Origin of the sequence: Flavobacterium covae (assembly GCF_001534645.1) — a bacterium.
In the GTDB taxonomy this organism is placed as follows: domain Bacteria; phylum Bacteroidota; class Bacteroidia; order Flavobacteriales; family Flavobacteriaceae; genus Flavobacterium; species Flavobacterium covae.
On the sequence record NZ_CP013992.1, the window covers coordinates 3,003,098 to 3,028,064 of the forward strand.

18 protein-coding genes are annotated in these 24,967 nt (G+C 31.9%); 9 read left to right on the forward strand and 9 right to left on the reverse strand.

Annotated features, from left to right (window positions below):
- Positions 1 to 214: 214 nt before the first annotated feature.
- The 5 genes from AWN65_RS13160 to AWN65_RS13180 all read right to left on the reverse strand — a co-directional run bounded on the left by AWN65_RS13160 (position 215) and on the right by AWN65_RS13180 (position 7,627).
- A complete protein-coding gene (locus AWN65_RS13160; RefSeq protein WP_060383567.1) occupies positions 215 to 3,676 on the reverse strand; it encodes an efflux RND transporter permease subunit in 3,462 nt (1,153 codons plus the stop codon).
- A gap of 92 nt (positions 3,677 to 3,768) precedes the next feature.
- Positions 3,769 to 4,908, reverse strand: coding sequence for an efflux RND transporter periplasmic adaptor subunit (locus tag AWN65_RS13165; protein WP_060383568.1), 1,140 nt, complete (start codon positions 4,906 to 4,908; stop codon positions 3,769 to 3,771).
- Positions 4,909 to 4,926: 18 nt separating this feature from the next.
- Entirely contained in the window at positions 4,927 to 6,249 is a 1,323-nt protein-coding gene (locus tag AWN65_RS13170; protein ID WP_060383569.1) for a TolC family protein, read from the reverse strand.
- Positions 6,250 to 6,846, reverse strand: a complete 597-nt coding sequence (locus tag AWN65_RS13175) for a TetR/AcrR family transcriptional regulator (protein WP_060383570.1) — start codon at positions 6,844 to 6,846, stop codon at positions 6,250 to 6,252.
- Position 6,847: 1 nt separating this feature from the next.
- Positions 6,848 to 7,627, reverse strand: a complete 780-nt coding sequence (locus tag AWN65_RS13180) for an SDR family NAD(P)-dependent oxidoreductase (protein WP_060383571.1) — start codon at positions 7,625 to 7,627, stop codon at positions 6,848 to 6,850.
- A 189-nt stretch (positions 7,628 to 7,816) separates the two neighbouring features.
- Here AWN65_RS13180 and AWN65_RS13185 point away from each other — a divergent pair, with 189 nt between their 5' ends.
- Together AWN65_RS13185 and AWN65_RS13190 are read left to right on the forward strand one after the other, a co-directional pair.
- On the forward strand, positions 7,817 to 8,791 hold the full coding sequence (locus AWN65_RS13185) for a polyprenyl synthetase family protein (RefSeq protein WP_060383572.1): 975 nt from the start codon (positions 7,817 to 7,819) through the stop codon (positions 8,789 to 8,791).
- Between the two features lie 113 nt (positions 8,792 to 8,904).
- Positions 8,905 to 9,261, forward strand: coding sequence for a hypothetical protein (locus AWN65_RS13190; protein ID WP_060383573.1), 357 nt, complete (start codon positions 8,905 to 8,907; stop codon positions 9,259 to 9,261).
- Here the strand turns inward: AWN65_RS13190 and AWN65_RS13195 are convergent.
- Positions 9,258 to 10,586, reverse strand: a complete 1,329-nt coding sequence (locus AWN65_RS13195; protein WP_060383574.1) for an alkaline phosphatase D family protein — start codon at positions 10,584 to 10,586, stop codon at positions 9,258 to 9,260. The two genes, AWN65_RS13190 and AWN65_RS13195, sit on opposite strands and share 4 nt — an antisense overlap.
- Positions 10,587 to 10,831: 245 nt before the next feature.
- On the opposite strand from AWN65_RS13195, the gene AWN65_RS13200 reads away from it, so the two are divergent.
- Together AWN65_RS13200 and AWN65_RS13205 are read left to right on the forward strand one after the other, a co-directional pair.
- The gene (locus AWN65_RS13200) at positions 10,832 to 12,073 is read left to right on the forward strand and encodes an MDR family MFS transporter (RefSeq protein WP_060383575.1); all 1,242 of its coding nucleotides are present in this window, start codon (positions 10,832 to 10,834) and stop codon (positions 12,071 to 12,073) included.
- Positions 12,070 to 12,969, forward strand: a complete 900-nt coding sequence (locus tag AWN65_RS13205) for a hypothetical protein (protein ID WP_123861962.1) — start codon at positions 12,070 to 12,072, stop codon at positions 12,967 to 12,969. Before AWN65_RS13200 ends, AWN65_RS13205 begins: the two co-directional genes overlap by 4 nt.
- Positions 12,970 to 13,062: 93 nt before the next feature.
- On the opposite strand, the gene AWN65_RS13210 is transcribed toward AWN65_RS13205, so the two are convergent.
- Positions 13,063 to 13,584 (reverse strand): hypothetical protein, encoded by a 522-nt coding sequence (locus tag AWN65_RS13210; protein ID WP_063743550.1) that lies wholly within the window; start codon positions 13,582 to 13,584, stop codon positions 13,063 to 13,065.
- A gap of 136 nt (positions 13,585 to 13,720) precedes the next feature.
- On the opposite strand from AWN65_RS13210, the gene AWN65_RS13215 reads away from it, so the two are divergent.
- The 4 genes from AWN65_RS13215 (at position 13,721) to AWN65_RS13230 (ending at position 19,872) form a co-directional block, all read left to right on the forward strand.
- Positions 13,721 to 16,480: a 2-oxoglutarate dehydrogenase E1 component gene (locus AWN65_RS13215; RefSeq protein ID WP_060383577.1), complete on the forward strand. Its 2,760-nt coding sequence runs from the start codon at positions 13,721 to 13,723 to the stop codon at positions 16,478 to 16,480.
- Between the two features lie 54 nt (positions 16,481 to 16,534).
- A complete protein-coding gene (gene odhB / locus AWN65_RS13220; protein ID WP_060383578.1) occupies positions 16,535 to 17,746 on the forward strand; it encodes a 2-oxoglutarate dehydrogenase complex dihydrolipoyllysine-residue succinyltransferase in 1,212 nt (403 codons plus the stop codon).
- An 82-nt stretch (positions 17,747 to 17,828) separates the two neighbouring features.
- Positions 17,829 to 19,043: a TCR/Tet family MFS transporter gene (locus AWN65_RS13225; protein ID WP_014165997.1), complete on the forward strand. Its 1,215-nt coding sequence runs from the start codon at positions 17,829 to 17,831 to the stop codon at positions 19,041 to 19,043.
- 70 nt (positions 19,044 to 19,113) lie between these two features.
- Complete coding sequence (locus tag AWN65_RS13230) at positions 19,114 to 19,872, forward strand: UDP-2,3-diacylglucosamine diphosphatase (protein ID WP_014165996.1); 759 nt, start codon at positions 19,114 to 19,116, stop codon at positions 19,870 to 19,872.
- A gap of 31 nt (positions 19,873 to 19,903) precedes the next feature.
- Here AWN65_RS13230 and AWN65_RS13235 read toward each other — a convergent pair whose 3' ends face one another.
- Positions 19,904 to 20,905 carry a phosphatidylinositol-specific phospholipase C domain-containing protein gene (locus tag AWN65_RS13235; protein ID WP_060383579.1) on the reverse strand — a complete coding sequence of 334 codons (1,002 nt, stop codon included), beginning with the start codon at positions 20,903 to 20,905 and terminating at the stop codon, positions 19,904 to 19,906.
- 386 nt (positions 20,906 to 21,291) lie between these two features.
- On the opposite strand from AWN65_RS13235, the gene AWN65_RS13240 reads away from it, so the two are divergent.
- Positions 21,292 to 23,505 carry a TonB-dependent receptor gene (locus AWN65_RS13240; protein ID WP_235588325.1) on the forward strand — a complete coding sequence of 738 codons (2,214 nt, stop codon included), beginning with the start codon at positions 21,292 to 21,294 and terminating at the stop codon, positions 23,503 to 23,505.
- A gap of 348 nt (positions 23,506 to 23,853) precedes the next feature.
- Here AWN65_RS13240 and AWN65_RS13245 read toward each other — a convergent pair whose 3' ends face one another.
- Entirely contained in the window at positions 23,854 to 24,819 is a 966-nt protein-coding gene (locus AWN65_RS13245) for a 2-hydroxyacid dehydrogenase (RefSeq protein WP_060383581.1), read from the reverse strand.
- Between the last annotated feature and the right edge of the window lie 148 nt (positions 24,820 to 24,967).

Sequence of the window (24,967 nt, forward strand, 5' to 3'; positions counted from 1 at the left end):
TAACTTTATCTTTTTCCATGTTAGAGTATAGTATACCTTTTAGATAAAAGATGAAATTGTTTTATAAAAAAACTGTTTAAAAATTCTGTAATATTTGTATTCGTTAAAGAAATAAAACATTTATAAATTGTTATGTCATTTATCTCCATAAAAAATATCCCACAATATCACTCTAACTTTTAAACAGTTCTGTATATTTTTATATTTGGATTAATTATTCTAATTTACTTCTTAATTTTTTCTCTCTCAATTTGTATTTAATACGTTTTACTAAATAAAACATAACAGGTACCATAACTAATGTTAAAACAGTGGCGTAGGTTAACCCAAAAATAATAGTCCAAGCAAGAGGTCCCCAGAAAACTACATTATCTCCACCCATGTATAAATGCGGATTAAGATCTGTAATCAATCCAAAAAAATCAAAATTTAACCCAATTGCTAACGGAATTAACCCTAATACTGCGGTCAACGCAGTTAATAATACTGGGCGTAAACGAGATTTTCCAGATTCTATAATAACTTCCTTAATTTGTTCTAATGTCAGATCATCGTGGCTTTCTAATCCGTTATCTTCTACTTTTTTATCCATTAATAAAACAAAAAAGTCCATTAAAACGATTCCGTTTTTCACCACAATTCCTGCTAATGAAATAATTCCCATCATTGTCATGAGTACAACAAAATCCATTTGAGCGATTACATAGCCATAAAAAACACCGCTAAAACTTAATAATACGGTAAACATGATGACTAAAGTCTTAGAAATAGAATTAAACTGTAAAACAATAATAGTTGTAATACCTGCTAAGGCTAAAAATAAGGCAAAGAATAAAAAGTTTTGGTTCTTACCTTGTTCTTCCTGTACTCCCGAAAAACCATACGTAATATCACTTGGTAGCTTATAGTTTTTTAACTCATTAGCTATGATTTTTGTTATTTCGTTTCCGTTATAACCTGTTAAAATATTAGAGTACACCGTCATAATTCGTCTATAATTTTTACGTTTTATTTGATTGTACGTTTTTGTTTTTTCAACATTAGATATAGCAGCAATGGGCACTTGCATTATCTGTCCAGTATTAGGATTTCGATACGTTAAGGGTTGATTAAATAGTGTACTTTCATTTTTACGTTGTTCATTTTGTAAACGCATTACGATATCATATTTATCGTCTCCTTCTTTATATGTTGAAATTTCTTGACCATATACCGCACGACGAAGTGTAAAACCAGTCATTCCCGTAGAAGCACCTAAACTTCCTGCATTTACTCTATCAATTTTTACAGATAATTCAGGACTTTCTTTGTTTATATCTACTTTTAATTTTTCAACTCCAGGTATGTTTTTTGCATTTAAAAATTCAATCATCTTATCTGCTTCTTTCAGCATTAGGTCATAATCAGTTCCTGTTAACTCAATACTAATAGGATATCCCGCAGGTGGTCCTGCTGCATCTTTTTCTACGGTTACAGATGCGCCAGGAATGGTTCTAATTTTCAATCTAATTTCTTCCATTACATCTGAAGTATTTACACCTCTTCGGAACTTAAATTCAGAAAAATTAATTGTAACTTTCCCTTTATGTGGCGTTTCTGACTGTACTCCTAAGTCTATTTGAGGGTTTGTGGCTCCTACTCCAACTTGGGCTATAACAGAATTAGCTAGAAAATTTTCTTTCGTAGTAGGATCTACATACTTATTTAAGACAGATAGTATTTGTTTTTCAACATAGTCTGTAGCTCTATTGGTCTTATCTATAGATGTTCCTTGCGGATATTCTATATAAGCTATTACTTGGTTGGGAATATTATTTGGAAAGAATAAAACTTTTCTTGGAAAAATACCTACTAATAAAAAGGAGAAGAATAGCATTATTACAATTATTCCAAATGCTCTCCATGCTTTTTTTCCTGTCAAAATTTTTGCCAACATTTCTTTGTATTTCTCTTCCATACGTGGAAAAAAATGATGTTGAAAATCTTGGGTCCATTGATATAGTTTTTTATAATACAACCACATTAATCCAATTGCAATTAAAGCAATATGTCCTATTGCTCTGGCTATTTTAATATCAAAAACATATCCTATAGCTATAAAAACAACCCCTAGAATGAGGAATAATTTAGTGTTGTTTTTTAATGATTTTGAGGTGATATTTCTATCTACAATATCCATAGATCCTCCTGTCATGGCGGCATTAGTAACCATAGCTACAAATAACGAGGCCCCTAGTGTTACTGATAAGGTTAATGGAAAATACATCATAAATTTCCCCATAGTTCCAGGCCATAATGCAAAAGGTAAAAACGCCATTAATGTAGTTGCTGTTGATGAAATTACAGGCCAAGCAATTTCTCCTATTCCAATTTTAGAAGCTTGTACTCTTGGCATTCCTTTTTGCATATTAGCAAATACGTTATCAACAACAACAATACCATCGTCAACTAACATCCCTAATCCCATTACTAGACCGAATAAAACCATCGTATTCATGGTAACTCCTACTCCTTGAAGGATCGTAAAAGCTATAAATATTGACAAAGGAATGGCTGCTCCTACAAATAATGAGTTACGTAAACCCATTGTAAACATTAAAACAACCATAACCAGTATTATCCCGAAAATAATATGATTAGATAATTCTTCTACTTTATGTTCTACTTTAGAGGACTGGTCATTTGTTAAACTAATTTCCAGATCTTTAGGTAAAACGGTTTCTTTTGCTTTATTAATGACTTCTTTTACTTTTTCTATAGCAGAAATCATATTTTGTCCAGAACGTTTTTTTACATTAAGCATTACAACTTCTTCTCTTCTTTCTCGGGCAAAAGTGGTTTTTTCTTTTTCTTTAAAGGTAATAGTAGCTATATCTTTTAGATAAACCGATCCTCCTAATGTTTTTACGATAATATTTTCTAACTCGGAAGGGTTTGTTATTTCTCCTGTAATTCTAATATTGTTACGGATTCCTTGTGAAACTAAATTTCCTCCTGAAAGAGACATATTTTCGTATCGAACAGCATTTGCAATATCATCAAAGCTTACTTGAGCTGCATTCATTTTATAAACATCTATGGCAATTTCTACTTCTTTAGTATCAACACCTAGTATATCTACTTTTTTTATTTCTGGAATTCGTTTAATTTCTTCTTCTAGATACTTTCCATATTTTTTTAATTGTTGGGTTGTATAATTTCCTCGAAGATTAACATTTAAGATGGGAATTTCTTCTGATATATTTAAACTAAATACGCTAGGCTCTACCTTTCCTCCATTATCTAATACAGGCCAACTTACGTTGGTTTTAGATACGTCTACTTTATCTTTGATTAAGGCTTTTCCTTGATCAGTTGTAATATTATCATCAAATTCAACTACAATAATACCGTAATCTTGATAGGAATCAGAAGTTACTTTGTTAACACCACTAATATTTTTTATTTCATCTTCTAAGGGTTTTATTACCAATTTTTCAACATCTTTTGCAGAATTCCCTGGGAATATAGAAGATATATAAATTTTATTTTCTATTACTTCTGGGAAATCTTCACGAGGCATCGTTATATAGGCATATATACCTGTCATTACAATTATTAAGGTAAATATATAAACAGTTACTCGGTTATCGACTGCCCAGCTAGATATACTAAATTCTTTTTGCTTATGTGACATATCAGCCCCCTACCCCCAGAAAGGGGAATTCCTATTAGGGGTCAATAGGAAAATTAGTTAATATTAAATTTTATTATAATCCATTTTAAAAATTAAAAAGTTAATTTCATTCCTTCTGAGATCATATTTGCTCCTTCTGAAACGATTACATCTTTTTGTTTTAAACCTGAAAGAATTTCTGTATAATTATTGGCTGTTTGACCTATTTTAACAATTACTTTTTCGGCCACTTTATCTTCTTTTTGTCCTACAACAACTTTATATACATAGTTGTTTCCTTTTCCATCTTTTTGAATTATGTTTGTTGGAATTGATATAACAGATGGATTTGAGTAATCCATGATTTTTAATTTCGCTACTTGATTAGGTCTTAATAGTTCATCTGGATTGGATACATCTATTTTTACTGTAAAACTTCTATTGGCAGGATTTATAGTTTTGGCTACTTGACGCACTTTTCCTATGCTGTTTTTATTTATTGAAGCTATATTTACGATTACAGAAGTTCCTCTTTTTACTCTTGGTAAATACATTTCTGGGACTTCTGTTCTAACATACATTTGGCTTAAATTTACGATGCGCATTAAACCCTGTGGAGTAGCAGATACTACTTGTCCTCTTTCTACAAATACTTCATCTATTACACCACTAAAAGGAGCACGAATAATGGTTTTTGCAATTTGTGCCTTTATTTGATTAATAGATTTAGACAGACTTATCATTTGGGTTTGCGCTTGTAGGTACTGTATTTCAGAACCAATTTTTTGATCCCATAAACGTTTTTGACGCTCATAAGTGGTTTTGGCTAATTCATATTGTGTTTGAATACTTGCCAATTGTTGACTCATACCAGCATCATCTATTCTTCCTAAAATTTGTCCTTTGCCAACAGACTGACCTGCCTTTACATCTAGATTTACTAAAGTTCCTGGCATTTCAGGTTGGATCAATACATTTTGTTGTGTATCTACATTTCCTTGAATTTCAACATAATGATTAAATATTGTGTCTTTTACAGTAATAGTTTGTACCAATGCTTCATCTGTTTTCTTTTCTAAAGTTGCAAGAACTTCATCTAATCTTGCTAAATCAGCTTGAAGACTTGCTCTTTTATTTTTTATTTCGGTTAAATTTTTGCTTTCTATTAAGGCATCAACTGTCATAGAATTTTCTTTACTTCCGCAAGAAACTAGCAATAATGTATGAATGGTTAGGATAAATATTTTTTTCATTTGTGATCGTATATAATTTTAGTTCTTTAATAATAGTTTTTCTAAAGTTGCTCTTTTGGTAATGACTTCTACCATAGATTGTAAGTATGCTTGTTGTGATGTATATAACTGACGTTGCGCTTCTGTAAATTCAAAACTGGTAGATAAACCTTCTTTAAATTTAACACTTTGTTTGTTTTCAATTCTTTCCGACAAACGTAAGGTATTCTTAGCATTACCATATTGTGCTACACTATATTCAAAATCACTTTTTGCTTTTTGATATTGAAGTTTTAATTTTTGTTCTGTTTCTGCTAATTTTGTTTTGGCTTGTTCAAATGCTATTTTAGCTTGATGTGTTTTAGCTTGTCTACCCAATGAGCTAAATAGTGGAATGTTTAAACCAATTGAAAGGGTAGAATAATCATACCATTTTTGATTAGCATTAAACATAGTAAAACTATTATCAAATGTATTGGCTCCAAAATTCACTTGAGCTCCCAAGGAAGGTAATGCTTTACTTTTTTCTAATTTTAACAATAATCGGTTTACTTCTACTAAGTTGTTACTGATTTTATAATCAACCGAATTATTAGTATCAAAAGTTTCTGATAAAATAGCTAAATCAATGTTTTGTGATGCAAGTGTATCTAATTTATCTGTCAGTTGAATGGTTTGATTAATTTCTATTCCCATTAAAAGTTTGAGCATATTGGTTGCTATTACTTCCATACGCTTTGCGTAATCCAACGAACTATTAATTTCGGATAATGTAATCTGTAAACGCTCTACTGATTCTTCTTCAACAAAACCATTTTTATATATTTGTTTTGTATCATTTAGTGTTTTTTCTAATATCACTTTATTTCGTTCTACGATCATGATACTTTCTTGCGCTAATAAAACATCTCCATAGGCTTTAGTAGTTATTTCTCGAATTTCTTGCGCTGTTTTTACTTTTGCATCTTGAGAAATTTTTAGGTATGTTTTAGCTGATTCTAAACCTACTAAATAAGAGCCATCAAAAATCAATTGACTTAATGTAAGCTTTGCATCCATGGCATTATACTGACCAAATTGTAATGCGGCAGGTACTCCATTAAAACTAATTACGCTAGTAGCTATCTTAAAATTATTTTGATACCCTACATTTGCACTTATCTGAGGTAATCCGATAGTCGTTGTTTCCCATTTCTTTTTTTGAGCTATTTCTATATCTCTGCTTGAATTAATAGCAGTGTAATTATTTTTTGTTGCGTAATCTACAGCTTGATCTAAACTAAACGAATAGTTCATCTTCTCTTGAGCATAAGTCTGCCCCACAAGAAATAATGCTAATAAAAGTCTATGCAAGTTTTTCATTTAATTGTTATATTTCAGTAATTGTTTTTCTAATTCTTTTATGCCTTTAGGTGTAGCTAACGCTCTAGTATGATATTCTAACGCTTCTAATTCTAATTTTAATGTTTCGCTTTCTAGTTGTGTATTTTCATTAATATTAAATATAAGTGTGTAATAAAATTGTATATAAGCAGGTATGTATACTTCTTTTCTATAGAGTCCTTCTGTTATTCCTTTTTCAATATTTTTTTCAAACATTTCATTACAATCTTCCATTTCACTCGCCATTAACTGATTATAAATATCAGGATAATGTTTTTTTAGTTGATAAGCGGGTGAATTATCATAAGATTGAAACATTTCTTTAAAAAGCCGACGAATTTCAAAATTTTCCTCTATTGCATTATAATTCTTAGCCACAATTTCATCTATAACTAAATGTATTTTTTCATGAATAACAAAAGTTGACTCTCTTATTAAAGATTCTTTATTACTAAATACTTTATATATTGTTTTTTTAGAAATACACATTTCGGCAGCAATATCATCCATGGTAACACTTTTAAAACCGAGTTTTAAAAACATATCTGTAGCCTTAGCAATAATTTTATCTTTCATATTATGCGGTTTCTTGAATAAATCGAGTAATTTTTGTAACCCATTTTCTAGGAGCAAATCGAACTGTATTAGCTAACAGCGTGTTTTTAATTCCATGAATTGCTACAACATCTCCTCTTAGCATGGCTTGGTATCCATAGTAAGCTACTTCTCGTGATGTAGGCAATTTTTTGTTTTTTACTAATTTACTACTTTCCATATCTGCCATTGATTGAAACCCACTTTCTGTTGCACCAGGACATAAAGCTGTTATTGTTACACCTGTTCCTTCTACTTCATTTGCTATAGCTTCTGTAAAATGTAAAACGTATGATTTAGTTGCATAATATACAGCCATTAAAGGACCTGGTTGAAAAGCCGCTGTAGAAGCTACATTCATAATCTTTCCACTCTTACGTTGTATCATATCTTTTAAAAATATATACGTAAACTGAGTCAAAGCCGTTATGTTTAATTGAATCATCTGATCGGTCTTATCCCAATTAGATTTTATAAATAAGCCAAAGTCACCAAAACCCGCGTTATTAATCAAGTAATCTATTGTTAAACCATACTTTTTAACTTCATTATAAACATTTAAGGCAGCTCCTCTTTTTGACAAATCTTCAGAAATAGTATAAATCCTAATATTATTTTTAGCCTTTAACTCTATTTTTAAATCATCTAGTCGCTGTCCATTTCTAGCTACAAGTACTAAATCATCTCCTTGTTCGGCATGAATTTTAGCTAATTCTAATCCTATACCACTTGAAGCTCCTGTAATTAAAACCGTTTTTTTCATCTACATTTATTTTCAAATAAACTAAAAACCACCATTATACATTAGTATTAAAATGTGTTTTTAAAAGTTAAGCAAATATATAGAGGAAACTTTAAAAACTTAAAAAGTTTCCATTTTTTTTTGTTTTTTTTAACATTTAATAAAACTAGGTGTTCCCAACTTTTAAATTATTTTAGCAAAAAAAATACAATGCAGGCAATTAGTACCTATCAAGATATTATTACAAAACATTTTGAAAATTTATCAATACAAAAAGAACCCCTCAATTTATACAACCCTATACAATACATTTTATCTTTAGGAGGAAAAAGAATACGTCCGGTGCTAACATTAATGGCTGCTGAAATTTTTGATACTTCTTATGAAAAAGCTCTTTCAGCGGCTACAGCAATAGAAGTTTTTCATAACTTTTCCTTAGTACATGATGATATTATGGATAATGCTCCTTTAAGAAGAGGCAACGAAACTGTTCATGAAAGATGGAATATTAATACAGGTATTCTTTCTGGTGATGCTATGCTTATTTTAGCCTATCAATATTTTGAAAATTATGAACCCGTTATTTTTAAAGAGTTAGCACAATTATTCAGTAAAACCGCACTTGAGGTATGTGAAGGACAACAATATGATGTAGATTTTGAAACCAGAAAATATGTAAACGTTGCTGAATATCTTAAAATGATTGAATACAAAACCGCCGTACTGGTAGGAGCTGCATTAAAAATGGGAGCTATAATTGCAGAAACATCCGCTGAAAATGCAAACTTAATTTATGAATTTGGTTTAAATTTAGGAATTGCTTTTCAACTTCAAGATGATTATTTAGACGCTTTTGGAAACCCTTTAACCTTTGGAAAACAAATAGGAGGTGATATTATAGAAAATAAAAAAACATATCTCTATATAAAAGCATTAGAGTTTTCTTCTGAAACAGAAAGAACTCAATTAGAACAATTATACTCTACCCATTCTAAGGATAATAGCAATAAAATTGAAACAGTAAAAAACATTTTTAACTCAAGTGGAGCTAGTGCAGCTACACAAGAAGCAATCAAACAATACACTCTCAAAGCTTTTACTACACTAACAAAAATTAATATTAGTGAAGATAAAAAGGTTATTCTAAAAACATTTGGAGAAAACTTAATGAATAGAAATGTTTAACACTTGCAAAATCATTTCAAATAAAAAAATAACACATTAACACAAAATGAGTTTGATATAGAATTTTCTTTATTATATCAAACTCATTTTCATCTAAATAATCATGATTGAAATTGAAAAAGTTCATCGCTCCTCAAAACACTGATTTAATACTTTCAGAAGCTCAAAAAAAAGAGCTATATTACAAGCTCATTGAACAAGTTTCCAAAGACTTTTTATTAGCTAATGAAGATTTAAATATACTACATCCTATTTCCCCTGTTGAATTAAAAATTCAAGTACATAAAAAAGTACACCAACTTATTCAAAATAAATTTAATGAATACTTAAACCTACTATATATTATTGATGTAAACGAAGATGATATAAAAAAACTCGACGGTTTCAACCTAGTTGAACTCGCCGAGCAAGTAAGTTATCTCATTCTAAAAAGAGAGTGGCAAAAAGTGTGGTATAAAAACCTATACTAATACCCTAATTCTTTTTTTGTAATAACTTTATTCCATAACTCTTTTCCTTCATGATCAAATAAAGACAATTTAACTTGTCTATCATCCTTATCGCCTGTAAAAGACAGTAATCCAAAGTTATGTTGTACAAACATACTTCCTTCTACACGATTCTTGTTTTCTTCTTTCAATCCTGAATTAGAAGGATTAGAAGTCAATGGAGAAACGGTCCAATCATATAAAGAATAATTATTACCTCTTTTCAACATGGACAATTCTGCAAAATGGCGATCTCCTGTCAAGAATAGCACTCCTTTAATTTCGTTTTTTGCAATTTCATTAAGCAAATATTCTCGTTCCTGAGGATAAGTTGCATAATTTTCAAACTTTGAAGCTGAATTTAGTACTTGACCTCCAACAACTATAATCTTAAAAGTAGCTTTAGAAGAAGACAAAGCATCAATTAACCATTCTAATTGTTCTTTACCTAACAACGTTTTTTCTCCTGTTTTACGATCATTAGGCGACTTAAAAAAGCGATTATCTAATAAGAAAAACTGTGCATCACCCCAATTAAAAGTAGAATAAGTTCCTTGTGTTTGAGACACATCTAAACCATAAGACTTATTAGCCCAAAAATCCTTAAATGCTTTTTGAGTATGTATTTTATAATTAAAACTTCTATCACCATCATTAGGTCCAAAATCATGATCATCCCAAATAGCAAAATTTTGAGTACTCGCTAATAATGGTTGAATTTCTTTAACACTTCGAGAATGGGTATAACGAAGGTAAAGACCTGATAAACTTTCATCTACTTCTCTCAAATAAATATTATCCCCTCCCCATAACATAATATCTGGTTTTTTAGCAGCTATACTTGTAAAAACACCATAATTACTTCCATAAGGCTTTCCTGGTCTATCAACCTCAGGTTGATTAATGTAAACACAACTACCAAAAGCTACTGTAAAATCAGGTGCTTTTTCACGCCATTGCCATAACTTTTTGGACTCAAAAGTAGTTGGATAAGGTAACTTTATTAACTTATTATCAAGATATACTTGATACGCATATTTTTTTCCTTGTTCTAACCTATCTAGAACTACGTGACAAGTATATCCCGACTCTTTCTTTGTATTATAAACATCCGAAAACATCTTTTTTGATGGATTTAACAAATCATAATACTCTAACTTTACACTAGCACTAGTAGTTGTTTGTAACCAAATTACAGCTTCTGTCATTTCACAATACCCTACCATAGGACCTGACTGTAGCAATTCTTTTTGAGCAAACAACGAAAAAGCTTGAAGCAAAAAGAAAAAAGAAATAATTTTTTTCATTTAAAATAGATTTTATCAAGGCTCTGCCTTTATAATTATTATAAATTTTTATAAAAACATATATTACAAAGAAAGCAGCCTATTGAAGATTGTTTACTACAAAAATAATAAATAATCTTTGACTACAGAAAAACGAATTAAACCATTACGGTTTTACCGTATATTTTGTTAAAACAAAAAGAAAAAAACACAATAAAAACAGCTTTAAACTAACTTAGCCCAAGATTTCCCCTAAATCTACACGTATGAAAAAAAAAATTACTTATTTAGATAATTTCAGAGGTTTTACCAAAGAAATTTGGATTCTCACGCTCATTACTTATATTAATAGAGCAGGAGCTATGGTCATGCCGTTTCTAAGTAACTACCTACACAAAGGCTTTTCGTTTACCCTTCAAGAAGTAGGTTGGCTTATGAGCTCTATAGGCATTGGCTCTTTCTTAGGAAATTGGATAGGCGGTAAATTAACCGATAAAATAGGCTTTTATACGGTTATTCTTTCAAGCCTCCTATTAGTAGGCTTTGGCTTTATTTCATTAATGTTTTTATATGATTTTATAGAAATCAGTATTGGATTATTTGTTTTAACGGCTATAGCTGATATGTACAAACCCGCCGTTTATGTAGCCATTGGGTGTTTTAGCAACTTTTCTAATAGAACTCGCTCACTCACCCTTATAAGACTAGCAACTAACTTAGGTATGTTTACAGGTCCTATCATTGGAGGTGTTTTGATTGCTAATAACAATTATGATCCTTTATTCTGGATAGACGGTATAAGCTGCGTAACAGCTGTAATTTTATTTCTATTTTTAATAGATGAAACAAAAATTGATATTTACGCTAAAAGAGTAGAACAATTAAAAGAAACTACAAATACAAAAAACTCCATATTTAGAGATTCTAATTTTGTAATTTTCTTATTAGGTTCTTTCATTACCGCATTATTATTTTTTCAACTTTTCACTACACTTCCCGTATACAACTCTTCAAAATTTAACTTTAGTGAAATGCAAATAGGATTATTACTATCATTAAATGGATTACTAATATTCCTCTTCGAAATGCCCATTATAGGATACCTAGAAAAAACCAAAATAAAAAACACTAAAATTTTCCAAATAGGAAGCCTTTTTATGACTTTGGGATTTTTATTCTTAATCTTTGCCAATTGGATTTTTTTACTAATGATAAGCATTTTATTAATCACATTAGGACAAATTCTAATATTTTCTTTTGCCAATACTTTTGCTTTTAACAAAGCAACACCAGGTCAAGAAGGAAGATATATGGCTCTCTACTCTATGAGTTTTAGCTTTGCTCAAATATTAAGTTCTAAACTTAGTTTTAGCATCATCGAAAACTACAGCTTTAATACTAATTGGATTTTAATGGCTCTCATTGGTGTCTTAGGAATTTACATTTATTTTAGACTAGACAAAAATCTAAACCAAATCCCACCCATTAATCAAACCATAATATCATGACAAACTCTACTATAAACAATAAAAGCTTTAAAATCATAATCACATTATTATCCTTATTACTACTGAGCAGTTTAATCTATATCTATAGAATGTCTGCCCATTCTAAAGGCATTATAATATCATTAAGAAGCGAAAAAGCAGAACTGACTAATGATCTAGAAAAAGTAAAACTAGCACTAGAAAACACTCTTTCTAAAGAAGGTCATTTAAGCAAAGAATTATTAGAAGAAAGAAAAAAAGTAAACACCCTCCTAGCAAAAATAAAAAATGAAAACTATGATCCATCTGAAATTTCTAAATATCAAATTGAATCAAAAAATTTAGAATTAAGAATAGGATACCTAATGAATGAAATAGAACGGTACAAAAAAAGAATAGACAGTACCGAAAACGAGCTCATTGCATCCAATACAGAATTAAAAAACATAAAAAAAACAAATGAAGACCTAAACACAAACAACGTAGATCTAAACAAAAAACTACAAATTGCTGATGAAAAATTAAGTAAAGCATCTAGATTAAGCTTCTCTAATCTAGAAGTAAATTCTTTTAAATTAAAATCATCAGGCGAAATTGTTCAAACAAATAAAGCAAGTAAAACCAATTTAATAAAAATTAATTTTTTAATTAGCGAAAATGAATTGGTAACACCTCAAAACAAAACTTTTTATTTCCAATTATTTGATCCCAATAATGAGCTAGTAACACATAATGAAACCACCACAACAGGAGAAAAAATAGAAGATTACACAGCCGTTTCATTTATTCATTACCAAAATAAAGCCATGAAAATTGAAAAAGCAATTCCTATAAAAGATCCAATACCTGGACTATATCAACTAAAAGTTTATGATGCAGCTAAGCTCATCTTGAGTAATAGCTTCCAAATTAATTAATTCTTTCGCCCATTTCTTTTATTAACAGAACAAAAAAACTGTCCCAAAAGTCATAATAGCATTTTTTGGGACAGCCTTTCTTAATAAATCATTCTAGAATACGATCCTAACAAAAGGCATCCATGCTGATGTATATAAATTATTAGTATTTTTAAAAAGAAGATTATAACGCAAACCAGCCGTAACATTATTCATTCTATAGCCACCCCCTAAAAACAAAGCCGTATTCCAAAAATCATCAAAACGACGACCCGAAATCGTATTATAATCCAAATTTACTCGTAACTGTTCTATATCCGTTGATAATTGCAAATACTCAACCGGGCTATACAACAAACTACCGCTCACACCATAAACAAAAGAAGTAAAATTGCCAGAGTTTTTAACATAACTACTATTAAGTCCCAATCCTACACTCGTTTTATCATCAAAATTATAATACATAGTTGGAGAAACTGAAATATTAGTAAAATTATTCCCTATACTAAGCCCTAGACCTCCCCCAAAACGAACATGATCCCAAAAATTATTTACAGGCGGATCTGCCTCTAAATTTTGAGCTTGATTAATAGATGAAAATAAAAAAAAACTAAAAAAAAATACATTTTTTATCATTAGACTCTCATTTTAGATATAGATTTTAAAGAATTAAAAATTAATCATATAAATATACTGTTTTATTGGCTATATTAGTCTAAAAGTTTTTACTTTTGCAATAATTTTTAACCAAAAATTGTCATTAGACAGCATTATGGATAGGTTTTCCTTTTTAAACGCAGCACATACGGCCTTTTTTGCCGATTTATACGATCAATATTTAGTAAATCCTGATAGTATTGAACCTTCTTGGAGGGCTTTTTTTCAAGGATTTGACTTTGCTAATGAATTCCCAAATGGATTTTCAGGTGAAGAAACTTCTTCGGAAGGAGCTATAAACAACGCTCAATTAACGGATAAAATTCAAAAAGAAATTAGAGTACTTCAATTAATTGAAGCTTACCGCACAAACGGGCACTTATTTGCCGATACAAATCCTGTAAGAGATAGAAGAACCCACACGCCTAGTTTAGAAATTGAAAACTATGGCTTAGCAAGTTCTGACTTACAAACGGTTTTTCAAACCGCTAGTTTAGTGGCAGGTAATCCAACTACTTTGGCTGATTTAATTACTTTATTAAAGAAATTATATTGCCAATCAATCGCCTTTGAATACAAATACATTCGCGATACTAAAACACAAGCATGGATTGAACAAAAAATCAATGCCATGGCAAATGAGGTAACTGCCGATAAGAAAAAGATTATCATTGAAAAATTGAATGAAGCTGTTTCATTCGAAAATTTCTTACATACAAAATACGTAGGGCAAAAGCGTTTCTCTCTAGAAGGAAACGAAGCGGTTGTTCCTGCTTTTGACATTCTAATTGAGGAAGCTGCCGAATTAGGAGTGGAACAATTAGTATTAGGAATGGCACACCGTGGTCGTTTGAATATCTTAGCAAATGTTTTTGACAAAGAACCTAAAAAGATTTTTAGCGAATTTGATGGTAAGGACTATGCAGATGAAGACCATTTTGACGGTGATGTGAAATACCACTTGGGGATTACAACTCCTAAAACAACTCGTAAAGGAAAAGGGATTAACATCAATTTAGTACCTAACCCTTCACACTTAGAAACTGTAGCTGCTGTGGTGGAAGGAATCACACGTTCTAAACAAGACCGTTTCTTCCCAGCACAACCTAATAAAGTATTACCAGTTATCGTACACGGAGATGCGGCTGTATCTGGTCAAGGAATTGTGTATGAAATTGCACAAATGGTACACTTAGACGGTTACAAAACACAAGGAACCATTCACGTAGTAATCAACAACCAAGTTGGTTTTACAACAAATTATACCGATTCTCGTTCAGCAACTTACTGTACAGATATTGCTAAATTAACTTCAGCACCTGTTATCCATGTAAATGCCGATGATGCGGAAGCAGTGGTAAAAGCTATGTTGTTTGCATTAGAATATCGTATGGAGTTCGGTTCAGACGTATATATTGATGTTTTAGGTTATAGAAAATATGGTCATAACGAAGGGGATGAACCTCGTTTTACGCAGCCTGTTTTATACAAATCGCTTTCAAGACATAAAAATGTAAGAGATTTATATGGCGCTAAATTAGTAGAACAAGGAGTTATTTCAACTTCGTATGTTAAAGAAATCGAAGAGGCTTACAAAGCTAAATTGGATGAAAATTTAACAGCATCGCGCGAAGAAACTTTAACAGTTATCGAGCCGTTTATGCAAGACGAGTGGGTTGGTTTTTCTAAAGCGAACCAAGCTAAAATGTTAGAAAAAATTGATACCGCAGTAGCAAAAGACACCTTAGACGGTATCGCTAAAGTAGTAACAGAATTACCAGAAGGGAAAAAATATATCAGCAAAATACAAAAGCTTATCAACGATAGAAAAGCGATGTATTTTGAGAAAAACCAGTTAGACTGGGCTATGGGTGAAATGTTAGCCTATGGTTCGTTATTGACGGAAGGTTACAACGTTCGTATTTCTGGACAAGATGTAGAACGTGGTACATTCTCACACCGTCATGCCGTAGTAAAAACGGAGGATACAGAAGAAGAAGTAATCTTATTGAACGACGTACCTAACAAGAAAGGCTACTTCAATGCTTACAACTCATTGTTATCGGAGTACGGTGTAGTTGGTTTTGATTATGGTTATGCTATGGCATCGCCTAAAACATTAACCATTTGGGAAGCTCAATTTGGAGATTTCTCTAATGGAGCTCAAATCATGATTGACCAATACATTTCGGCAGCGGAAGACAAATGGAACAACCAAAATGGTTTGGTTATTTTAATGCCTCACGGCTATGAAAACCAAGGTGCAGAACACTCATCGGCACGTATGGAACGTTACTTACAACTTTGTTCAGAACAAAATATGTATGTGGCTGACTGTACAACACCTGCAAACTTCTTCCACTTGTTAAGAAGACAAATGTTGGCAGATTTCCGTAAACCTTTGATGGTTTTTACCCCTAAGAGTTTATTGCGTCATCCAGAAGCGGTTTCTTCAATTGAAGAATTTGCTACAGGTTCGTTCCAAGAAGTTATCAATGATACACACGTAAATCCAGTGGATGTTAAAACATTGGTTTTCTGTACAGGTAAATTCTACTACGACTTAAAAGCAGAAAGAGAAGCACAAGGAAGAAACGATGTGGCATTAATAAGAATCGAGCAATTGTTCCCATTACCAGTAGACCAATTAAAAGCGATTATTGCTTCGTATCCAAACGCAACGGATTATGTTTGGGCACAAGAAGAGCCAAGAAACATGGGAGCTTACGGATTTATGTTGATGAATTTCAACGAGGTTAAATTCCGTGTAGCATCACCTAAAGCGTACAGTGCGCCAGCATCAGGAAGTTATACACGTTCTAAGAAACGTCATGCGGATGCGATTGCTATGGTTTTTGATAAAACTTTAGTTTAATAAAAAATTGTATTTTTGATAAATAGATAACAACACTTTATAAAATTATAAAAGATGATTTTAGAAATGAAAGTCCCTTCGCCAGGGGAATCAATCAAGGAAGTGGAAATTGCTACTTGGTTAGTACAAGACGGAGATTATGTAGAAAAAGACCAGGCGATTGCTGAGGTTGATTCAGATAAGGCAACATTAGAATTACCAGCTGAAATGAGCGGAATCATCACGCTTAAAGCTGAAGAAGGGGACACAGTAGCTGTAGGTGCAGTAGTTTGTTTAATTGATACAAGTGCCGCAAAACCAGAAGGTGGTGCAGCTCCTGTAGCAGAGAAAAAAGAAGAAGCTCCTAAAGCGGAGGCTCCTAAAGCAGCACCGGTTCAAGCAACCACGTATGCAACAGGTTCAGCTTCGCCAGCAGCTAAAAAAATATTAGCAGAAAAAGAAATTGACCCTGCAACAGTTACAGGTACTGGTAAAGCAGGTCGTATTACTACTGAGGATGCTTTAAATGCAAAAGCTTCTATGGGTACTCCTACAGGAGGTTCTCGTGGTTCTCAAAGAACAAAATTATCAATGTTACGTCGTAAAGTAGCAGAGCGTTTAGTATCTGCTAAAAACGAAACGGCTATGTTAACTACTTTCAACGAAGTTGACATGAGTGCTATCTATGCGTTACGTGACGAATACAAAGAAGAATTTAAAGCAAAACACCAAATGGGATTAGGCTTTATGTCATTCTTTACAAAAGCGGTAACACGTGCTTTACAATTATTCCCAGATGTAAACTCAATGATTGATGGACAAGAAAAAGTGTCTTTCGATTTTTGTGATATTTCTGTTGCGGTTTCAGGACCTAAAGGCTTAATGGTGCCTGTGGTACGTAATGCAGAAAACTTAACGTTCCGTGGTGTTGAAGCTGAAATCAAGCGTTTAGCCATTCGCGCACGTGATGGTCAAATCACAGTTGATGAAATGACAGGTGGAACATTCACTATCTCTAATGGTGGGGTTTTTGGTTCTATGTTATCTACCCCTATCATCAATCCGCCGCAATCAGGAATCTTAGGGATGCACAATGTAGTAGATAGAGCTATAGTGAAAAACGGTCAAATCGTGATTGCTCCAGTTATGTTTGTAGCATTGTCTTACGACCACCGTATCATTGATGGACGTGAGTCGGTAGGTTTCTTATGTGCTGTGAAAGAAGCTTTAGAAAATCCAGCAGAAATCTTAATGGGTGGTAATCCAAGAAAAGCTTTAGAATTATAGTTATTGCTAACAACAAAGCAATCTTACCTATTTAAAATCCCAAATTCCAAAAGAGTTTGGGATTTTTTTGTTTATTTGTTCTATGAAGAAAAGTCAAAAACAAGCGGCTATAGGTTTTATTTTTATCACGCTTTTAATAGATGTGATAGGTTTAGGAATTATTATTCCAGTAACCCCAAAGTTAATTCAAGAACTCATACACGGTAATGTAAGCGATGCTGCACAATACGGAGGTTGGCTTACTTTTGCGTATGCTTTTACCCAGTTTTTGTTTTCGCCCTTGGTAGGAAATTTGAGTGACAAATACGGTCGCCGTCCTGTATTATTGCTTTCACTTTTTGGATTCAGTTTGGATTATCTGTTATTGGCTTTTGCACCCACCATCAGTTGGTTATTCATCGGACGCATATTGGCGGGTATTACAGGGGCTAGTATCACGACCGCTTCTGCATATATCGCAGACATTAGCAACGATGAAAATCGCGCCAAGAATTTCGGAATGATTGGAGCCGCTTTTGGTTTAGGATTTATTATTGGTCCCGTTATTGGAGGCTTGTTAGGGCAATACGGGGCACGTATTCCTTTCTATGCCGCCGCGGTTTTATGTTTACTCAACTTTTTATATGGTTATTTCATACTTCCAGAATCTTTATCCAAAAAACACCGTAGAGCCTTTGATTGGACCAGAGCTAATCCGATAGGTGCTTTTATTAGTTTAAAAAAATATCCAAAACTGATTGGATTAACCCTTGCCGTGTTCTTGCTGCATACGGCTTCTCATGCAGTGCAAAGTAATTGGAGTTATTTTACCATGTATCAATTTCATTGGGATGAAACCATGATAGGGTTATCCTTAGGCGTAATAGGTTTATTAGTCGCGCTAGTACAAGGTGGTTTGATTCGATGGATAAATCCAAAGCTAGGGAATGTAAAAAGTATCTATGTAGGCATGGCTTTGTATACGATAGGTATGTTTCTTTTTGGTTTTGCCAGCCAAAGCTGGATGATGTTTGCCTTCCTGATTCCGTATTGTCTTGGTGGCATAGCAGGACCGGCATTACAAGCGGTAATTGCAGGGCAAGTGCCCGCAAACGAACAGGGAGAAATACAAGGTACCTTGACGAGTTTGATTAGTGCTTCAGCTATTATAGGACCGCCCATCATGTCGAGTGTATTTTATTATTTTACTCAAGAGAGTAACGCGCATTCTTTTGCAGGTGCTCCTTTTATTTTGGGAGGCTTTGGTATGTTATTAAGTACACTAATGGCTTATGTGTCGTTAAAAAAGCATCATTAATGAAACTATTTTAAATTCAATAGTTTTTTAAGTACTAGCAAAATAATATCTTTGCTCGAAATCCTGCTACATGAATTCTACTTCTCATAAAAAAATATATTTCGCTAGCGACCAACACCTTGGCGCACCCACGCCTGAAATGAGTTTTCCTCGGGAGCAAAAGTTTGTACAATGGCTGGATGAAGTCAAACAAGATGCGGAAGCTATTTTTTTATTAGGCGATTTATTTGATTTTTGGTTTGAATATAAAACGGTGGTTCCTAAAGGTTTTGTACGGGTGTTAGGCAAACTCGCCGAGATTCGTGATAGTGGGATTCCTATTTACTTTTTTGTGGGTAATCACGACCTTTGGATGAATGATTATTTTGAAAAAGAGTTAAACATTCCCGTGTATCACACAACTAAGGAATTTACATTCAACGATAAACTTTTTTTAATCGGTCATGGCGACGGTTTAGGACCTGGGGACAAAGGCTATAAGCGAATGAAAAAAGTGTTTACCAATCCCTTTTCAAAATGGTTGTTTCGCTGGTTGCATCCTGATGTGGGCGTGAAATTAGCGCAGTATTTATCGGTAAAAAACAAAATGATTTCAGGAGCAGAAGATGTCAAGTTTTTAGGGGAAGATAACGAATGGTTGATTCAGTATGCCAAACGCAAATTAGAAACCAAGCATTATGATTATTTTGTGTTTGGTCACCGTCATTTGCCTATGGAAATTCAACTAAACAAAAATGCCCAATATTATAACTTAGGCGACTGGATTGGCTATTTCACTTATGGTGTTTTTGATGGAACACATTTTGAGTTAAAAAAACAAGAACACTAAATTACTTTTTAGTGTTCTTGTTTTAGCAACATTAATTAGAAAAATTATTAACTGATATTTCAATACACTTTTCGGACAATCTATTTCCTTTTTCTGAATTGATAAAATCCATCAAGATCCACCCACATGATTTTAGTTTTGGGTTATTACTTTGGATATAATCTGCTACTTTGGGATTAATTCGATCCGCTACAGCTACTGGATAAGCAAAAGCGCTAGCTCCTGAACAATACGTTAAATAAGCATTCATTACATTTGAATCAGCATTTGAACGAATAATATTTTCAATAATACGATCGTATTTATAATTTATAGAACTTGGTAATATCGTATTAACTGTATAAAAATCAGAAATCTTAAAAGAATTGTAATATCCATTTCCCATTAGAGTACCATTTGAAAAATTAGGATTTCCAGACCAGCCCTGCACAAAGGTAGAATTTGTATAGGTTTCTCTCGATAGAGGTAAAACTCTTCCTCTACAATCACCTAATAGGCTATTTGTATTCCAATTTTTCTTTACCAATCCTTTAGATTCATACTCATTCATTTTAGCATCAAAATAATTAACCCAAGTAGATTTGTCCTCTCCATTCTCTTTTTTCATAATAACAATAATTGCTTCATTGGGATGTACTTTTAAAAACTCTTTAAAAGTTGACATTATTTGATCTAAAGTTATATTAAGTTTTACAATTCCGTGGTATCCCATAAATTGACCGTTTTCATAATTAAAACGTAAATCAAAAATTCTTGCTCCGGCACCTAATTGTTCGTTTATACTACCATATTGATTACTACTAAAAGCCCAATTTTTGATAGACATTGAATCATGTGTGCCAGGAATAGATAATTTAGACAATGGGGTACTGGCTTTTATCGAGGACATCCAATTATCTTTAGAAACACTAGCTATGAGCCTTTCTTTTAAAGATATGTTTTCTATATTTTCATCAGATCTTGGGGCTAAAGAATCTGAACTACAAGATTGTAAAATAGCTAAAAAAGCCATACTAAGTAAAATTTTTCTCATAAATAAATAGGTTAAATTAACTTACAATATATTATTTAATAAATAATTAACAAATAAAAACATACAAAAATTGTATATCAATTTCAACAGTATCTCATCTGGATATTCTTGGAGATCTTAAATATTAAAGTATCTTTACATTGTCTCAAAAGGGGTGCTTTGTTTCTTTTTAAAAAGTTAAATAAGGCTGAGATTATACCCAATGAACCTAGACAGGTAATGCTGTCAAGGGAAGGGCAAGAGCCTAACTTACAAAAAAATATACGTTTTTTATTAATGAATAATAACCCCTTTTATTCGTAACCATTTTGTAACGAATGAAAAATTTAATTCACAATCAAAGACATCATTTTTTTTTTAAATTTATTCTGAGTACACTATTTTTGATGAATATTAGTACTGTATTTGGTCAAGAAAAAAAAATAAATGATTCCACAAAGATCAACGCATTAGAAGAAGTAAAAGTAGCTTCTACTCGTCTAAACAAAAAATCTCCGTTTGCTTTTACAGATATTAAAAAGGAAGCATTAGAACGAAATAATTTAGGACAAGATCTTCCTATTTTGTTAGACCAAATGCCTTCTGTCGTTACTACTTCTGATGCTGGCGCTGGTGTAGGGTATACTGGATTAAGGGTAAGAGGGAGTGATGCTACTCGTATAAATGTAACGATTAATGGCATACCTTATAATGATGCTGAAAGTCAAGGTACTTTTTGGGTAAATATGCCTGATTTTACAACTTCTGTAGAAAATATCCAATTACAAAGAGGTGCTGGAACTTCTACTAATGGCGCTGGAGCATTTGGGGCTAGCCTTAACTTACGTACGCTTACCCCTTCCTTAGAAGGATATGCTACCACTTCACACAGTATCGGATCTTTTAATACTCGAAAACACAATATTACTTTTGGTTCTGGAATTAAAAATGGTTTTTATGCGGAAGGGCGGCTTTCAAAAATAGGAAGTAATGGATATATAGATCGTGCTTCATCTGATTTAAAATCTTTTTATGCAGAAGCCGGATTTATCCATAAGCAAACAGCTATAAAAGCCTTAGTATTTGGAGGTAAAGAAATTACTTATCAATCTTGGTTTGGAACTCCAGAGGCGGTAGTTAATGGCGATAGAGTTGGCATACTAGCTTACATTAATCGTAATTATTCCAGCACAGAAGAAACTGAAAATTTATTAAATTCAGGAAGAACGTATAATTATTACACTTATGATAATCAAACTGACAATTACGAACAAGTTCATTATCAACTACATATAACACATCAATTCACAGATCATTTATCAGCTTCCTTATCAGGAAATTACACTAAAGGGAAAGGATATTATGAAGAATTTAAGGGAGATCAAAAACTTAAAAAATATTTTCCTGACCACATAAATGGTAATTTTAAATCAGATGTAGTACGTAGAAAATGGTTAGATAATGACGCTTATAGTCTTGTTTACACCTTAAATTACAATACTAAAAACTTTAATGCTAACCTAGGTGGTGGATATAATCAATACGACGGAACTCATTTTGGGGAGCTGATCAAACATCAGTATACAGATCTTCCTGTTACTAATGTAAATTATTATAAATCACTAAGCAAAAAAGAAGATTACTCAGTATATATTAAAGCGGATTATACATTTTTTTACAAATTACAGCTCTTCTTAGATATTCAGGCACGTCGTATAGATTATACAACACACGGATTGAGTAGTGATTTAAAATTATTAAATGTAAAGAAAACATATCCGTTTTTAAATCCTAAAATAGGCTTAAACTTTGCTATACATAAGAATCATAGTATCTATGGATTCTTTGCTGTAGCTAATAAAGAGCCTAATCGTAATGATTTAACGAAGAATCCTATTGAACCTCAAGCAGAACAATTATTGGACTATGAGGCAGGTTACCGATTTAAAAATAAGATAACACATATTAATTTAAATGGGTATTATATGCACTACAACAGTCAATTAGTTCTTACAGGGGCATTAGATGAAGTTGGAGATCCCATTCGTGAGAATGTAGAAAAAAGCCGTCGAATTGGTATTGAATTAGAAGCAAGTATTCAACCTACTAAGTTTTTTAAATTAGATTTTAATATCACAAAAAGTATAAATAAAATCAAATCGTTTGATTATTCTGTCCCTGTAACTGAATACGATATAAATGGTAATAAAAGTTATTCAACAAAAATCACGAAATATGAAAATACAGATATTTCTTTTTCACCTAATGTAACAGGAGGTGTAACTGCCACTTTTTATCCTATTAAGGATTTAAGCGTTGCTTATATACAAAAATATATAGGAAAACAGTATTTAGATAATACTTCTTCAGAGGACAAAATATTAAATAGTTATCACAATGGTAATTTAAGTATTCAATATATTTTTAAACCTAAAAGTTTTGCCGAAATCAGTTTCAATTTACTAATTAATAATTTTTATAATAAGCTGTATGAATCAAATGGTTATACTTATAGTTATTATGATCGCCCTTTAGGTTCTAATAATCCTGTTACTACTGAAAATTTCTACTATCCACAGGCTGGAAGAAATTTTTTAACTGGTGTAACACTCAAATTCTAGATTTTATGAGAATTGTTTTTCGATACTATTTGTTTGTTTCTAATATCTGTTCTTTAGGGTAATTTAGAGAAATGGGGAAAAAATATATAAAAGTACTTGAATATCAATTATAAGAATTTACTCTAAAAAGTTCCCTCTTTTTTTAGATTTTACATCTAAAAAGAGGGATTTGAGTTTAACTTGTATTATGTATTAATTATTACTAATAAAAATCCTCTATTTTTTTATCTTCAATATCATATTCCTCTTTACCACAAGAAGTAAAGCAAAAATTTAGGTTATGTTATGAAGAGAAATTTCCTAATATTAAGATACTCTTAAAACAAAAAATCTTTCATTTAGTATATCTTATTGGGAATGCTTAATAAGATAGAGTTCTTTTATTTTATCAATGATAATTTGTGCTAATTTTTCTTTACTTTCAAATGTCCAACCTGCAATATGAGGCGTTAACAAAATATTAGAAGCATTTAATAAGTATTCAAATGCGGGTGTCTTTTGTTCTTCAAAAAGTGTTTCAAAAGAAAGTTTTTCGTATTCTAACACATCTAAACCTGCTCCTAAAATCTTCTTTCCTTTTAACGCTTCTACCAAATCCAGAGTTACCACACTTTTACCTCTAGCAGTATTAATCAACCAAAAAGGTTTAGCAAATGCGTTAATAAAAGAGGCGTTAATCATTTTATCTGTTTCAGGTGTCCAAGGTGTGTGTAAGCTGACTACATCTACTTTTTCTTGAAATTCTTGCAATGTAACTTGGCGTGCATTGGCATCACCTACATTAGGAGCAATATCATAACAAAGAACGTCTACATCAAAACCTCTTAGTTTTTTGGCAAAGGATTTTCCCATATTACCATAACCAATGATGCCTACAGTTTTGCCATCTAATTCATGACCGCGATTTGCTTCACGGTTCCATTGTCCGGATTTAATTTCGTTATTGGCTTTGTTTAGATTGTTAAATAAAGACAAAAGCATTCCCAAGGCATGTTCGCCCACAGCATTACGATTGCCTTCTGGCGCAGCAATTAAATGAATGCCTTTGGTTGCCGCATAATGACAATCAATACTTTCTAAACCAGCCCCTACACGGGCTATGAATTGTAAGTTAGTGGCTTTATCTAAAAAGGTTTTGTCAATTTTAAAACGGCTTCGTATAACAATACCATGATATCCTGAAATTTTGGATTCAATTTCTTCTTTGGAAGAGGTAAAATCATCATAATTTAGAAAACCTGCTGTTTCCAATTGATTTCTTAGCAAAGGGTGATTGCTGTCTAAATGTAGTATTTTTATATCTTGAGGTTTCAATTTTGTAAGTTTTATTCAAATATAAGAAATTTTAAATACTAGATTCTATTTCAAAAATTTTCATTTTTAACGTTTATATTGAATCTTAAATTTGTTATTGATGTTATACCACTTAAAGTATACTGTATTAAAAAGTAAAATTCTCAAT

Excerpts from the sequence above, each read along its gene's own strand:
- AWN65_RS13160 (WP_060383567.1), bottom strand. The coding sequence starts at position 3,676 with ATGTCACATAAGCAAAAAGAATTTAGTATATCTAGCTGGGCAGTCGAT.
- AWN65_RS13175 (WP_060383570.1), bottom strand. The coding sequence starts at position 6,846 with ATGAAAGATAAAATTATTGCTAAGGCTACAGATATGTTTTTAAAACTC.
- AWN65_RS13180 (WP_060383571.1), bottom strand. The coding sequence starts at position 7,627 with ATGAAAAAAACGGTTTTAATTACAGGAGCTTCAAGTGGTATAGGATTA.
- AWN65_RS13210 (WP_063743550.1), bottom strand. The coding sequence starts at position 13,584 with ATGATAAAAAATGTATTTTTTTTTAGTTTTTTTTTATTTTCATCTATT.
- AWN65_RS13195 (WP_060383574.1), bottom strand. The coding sequence starts at position 10,586 with ATGAAAAAAATTATTTCTTTTTTCTTTTTGCTTCAAGCTTTTTCGTTG.
- AWN65_RS13240 (WP_235588325.1), top strand. The coding sequence starts at position 21,292 with ATGAATATTAGTACTGTATTTGGTCAAGAAAAAAAAATAAATGATTCC.
- AWN65_RS13215 (WP_060383577.1), top strand. The coding sequence starts at position 13,721 with ATGGATAGGTTTTCCTTTTTAAACGCAGCACATACGGCCTTTTTTGCC.
- AWN65_RS13185 (WP_060383572.1), top strand. The coding sequence starts at position 7,817 with ATGCAGGCAATTAGTACCTATCAAGATATTATTACAAAACATTTTGAA.
- odhB (WP_060383578.1), top strand. The coding sequence starts at position 16,535 with ATGATTTTAGAAATGAAAGTCCCTTCGCCAGGGGAATCAATCAAGGAA.
- AWN65_RS13170 (WP_060383569.1), bottom strand. The coding sequence starts at position 6,249 with ATGAAAAACTTGCATAGACTTTTATTAGCATTATTTCTTGTGGGGCAG.
- AWN65_RS13165 (WP_060383568.1), bottom strand. The coding sequence starts at position 4,908 with ATGAAAAAAATATTTATCCTAACCATTCATACATTATTGCTAGTTTCT.
- AWN65_RS13200 (WP_060383575.1), top strand. The coding sequence starts at position 10,832 with ATGAAAAAAAAAATTACTTATTTAGATAATTTCAGAGGTTTTACCAAA.
- AWN65_RS13230 (WP_014165996.1), top strand. The coding sequence starts at position 19,114 with ATGAATTCTACTTCTCATAAAAAAATATATTTCGCTAGCGACCAACAC.
- AWN65_RS13235 (WP_060383579.1), bottom strand. The coding sequence starts at position 20,905 with ATGAGAAAAATTTTACTTAGTATGGCTTTTTTAGCTATTTTACAATCT.
- AWN65_RS13205 (WP_123861962.1), top strand. The coding sequence starts at position 12,070 with ATGACAAACTCTACTATAAACAATAAAAGCTTTAAAATCATAATCACA.
- AWN65_RS13225 (WP_014165997.1), top strand. The coding sequence starts at position 17,829 with ATGAAGAAAAGTCAAAAACAAGCGGCTATAGGTTTTATTTTTATCACG.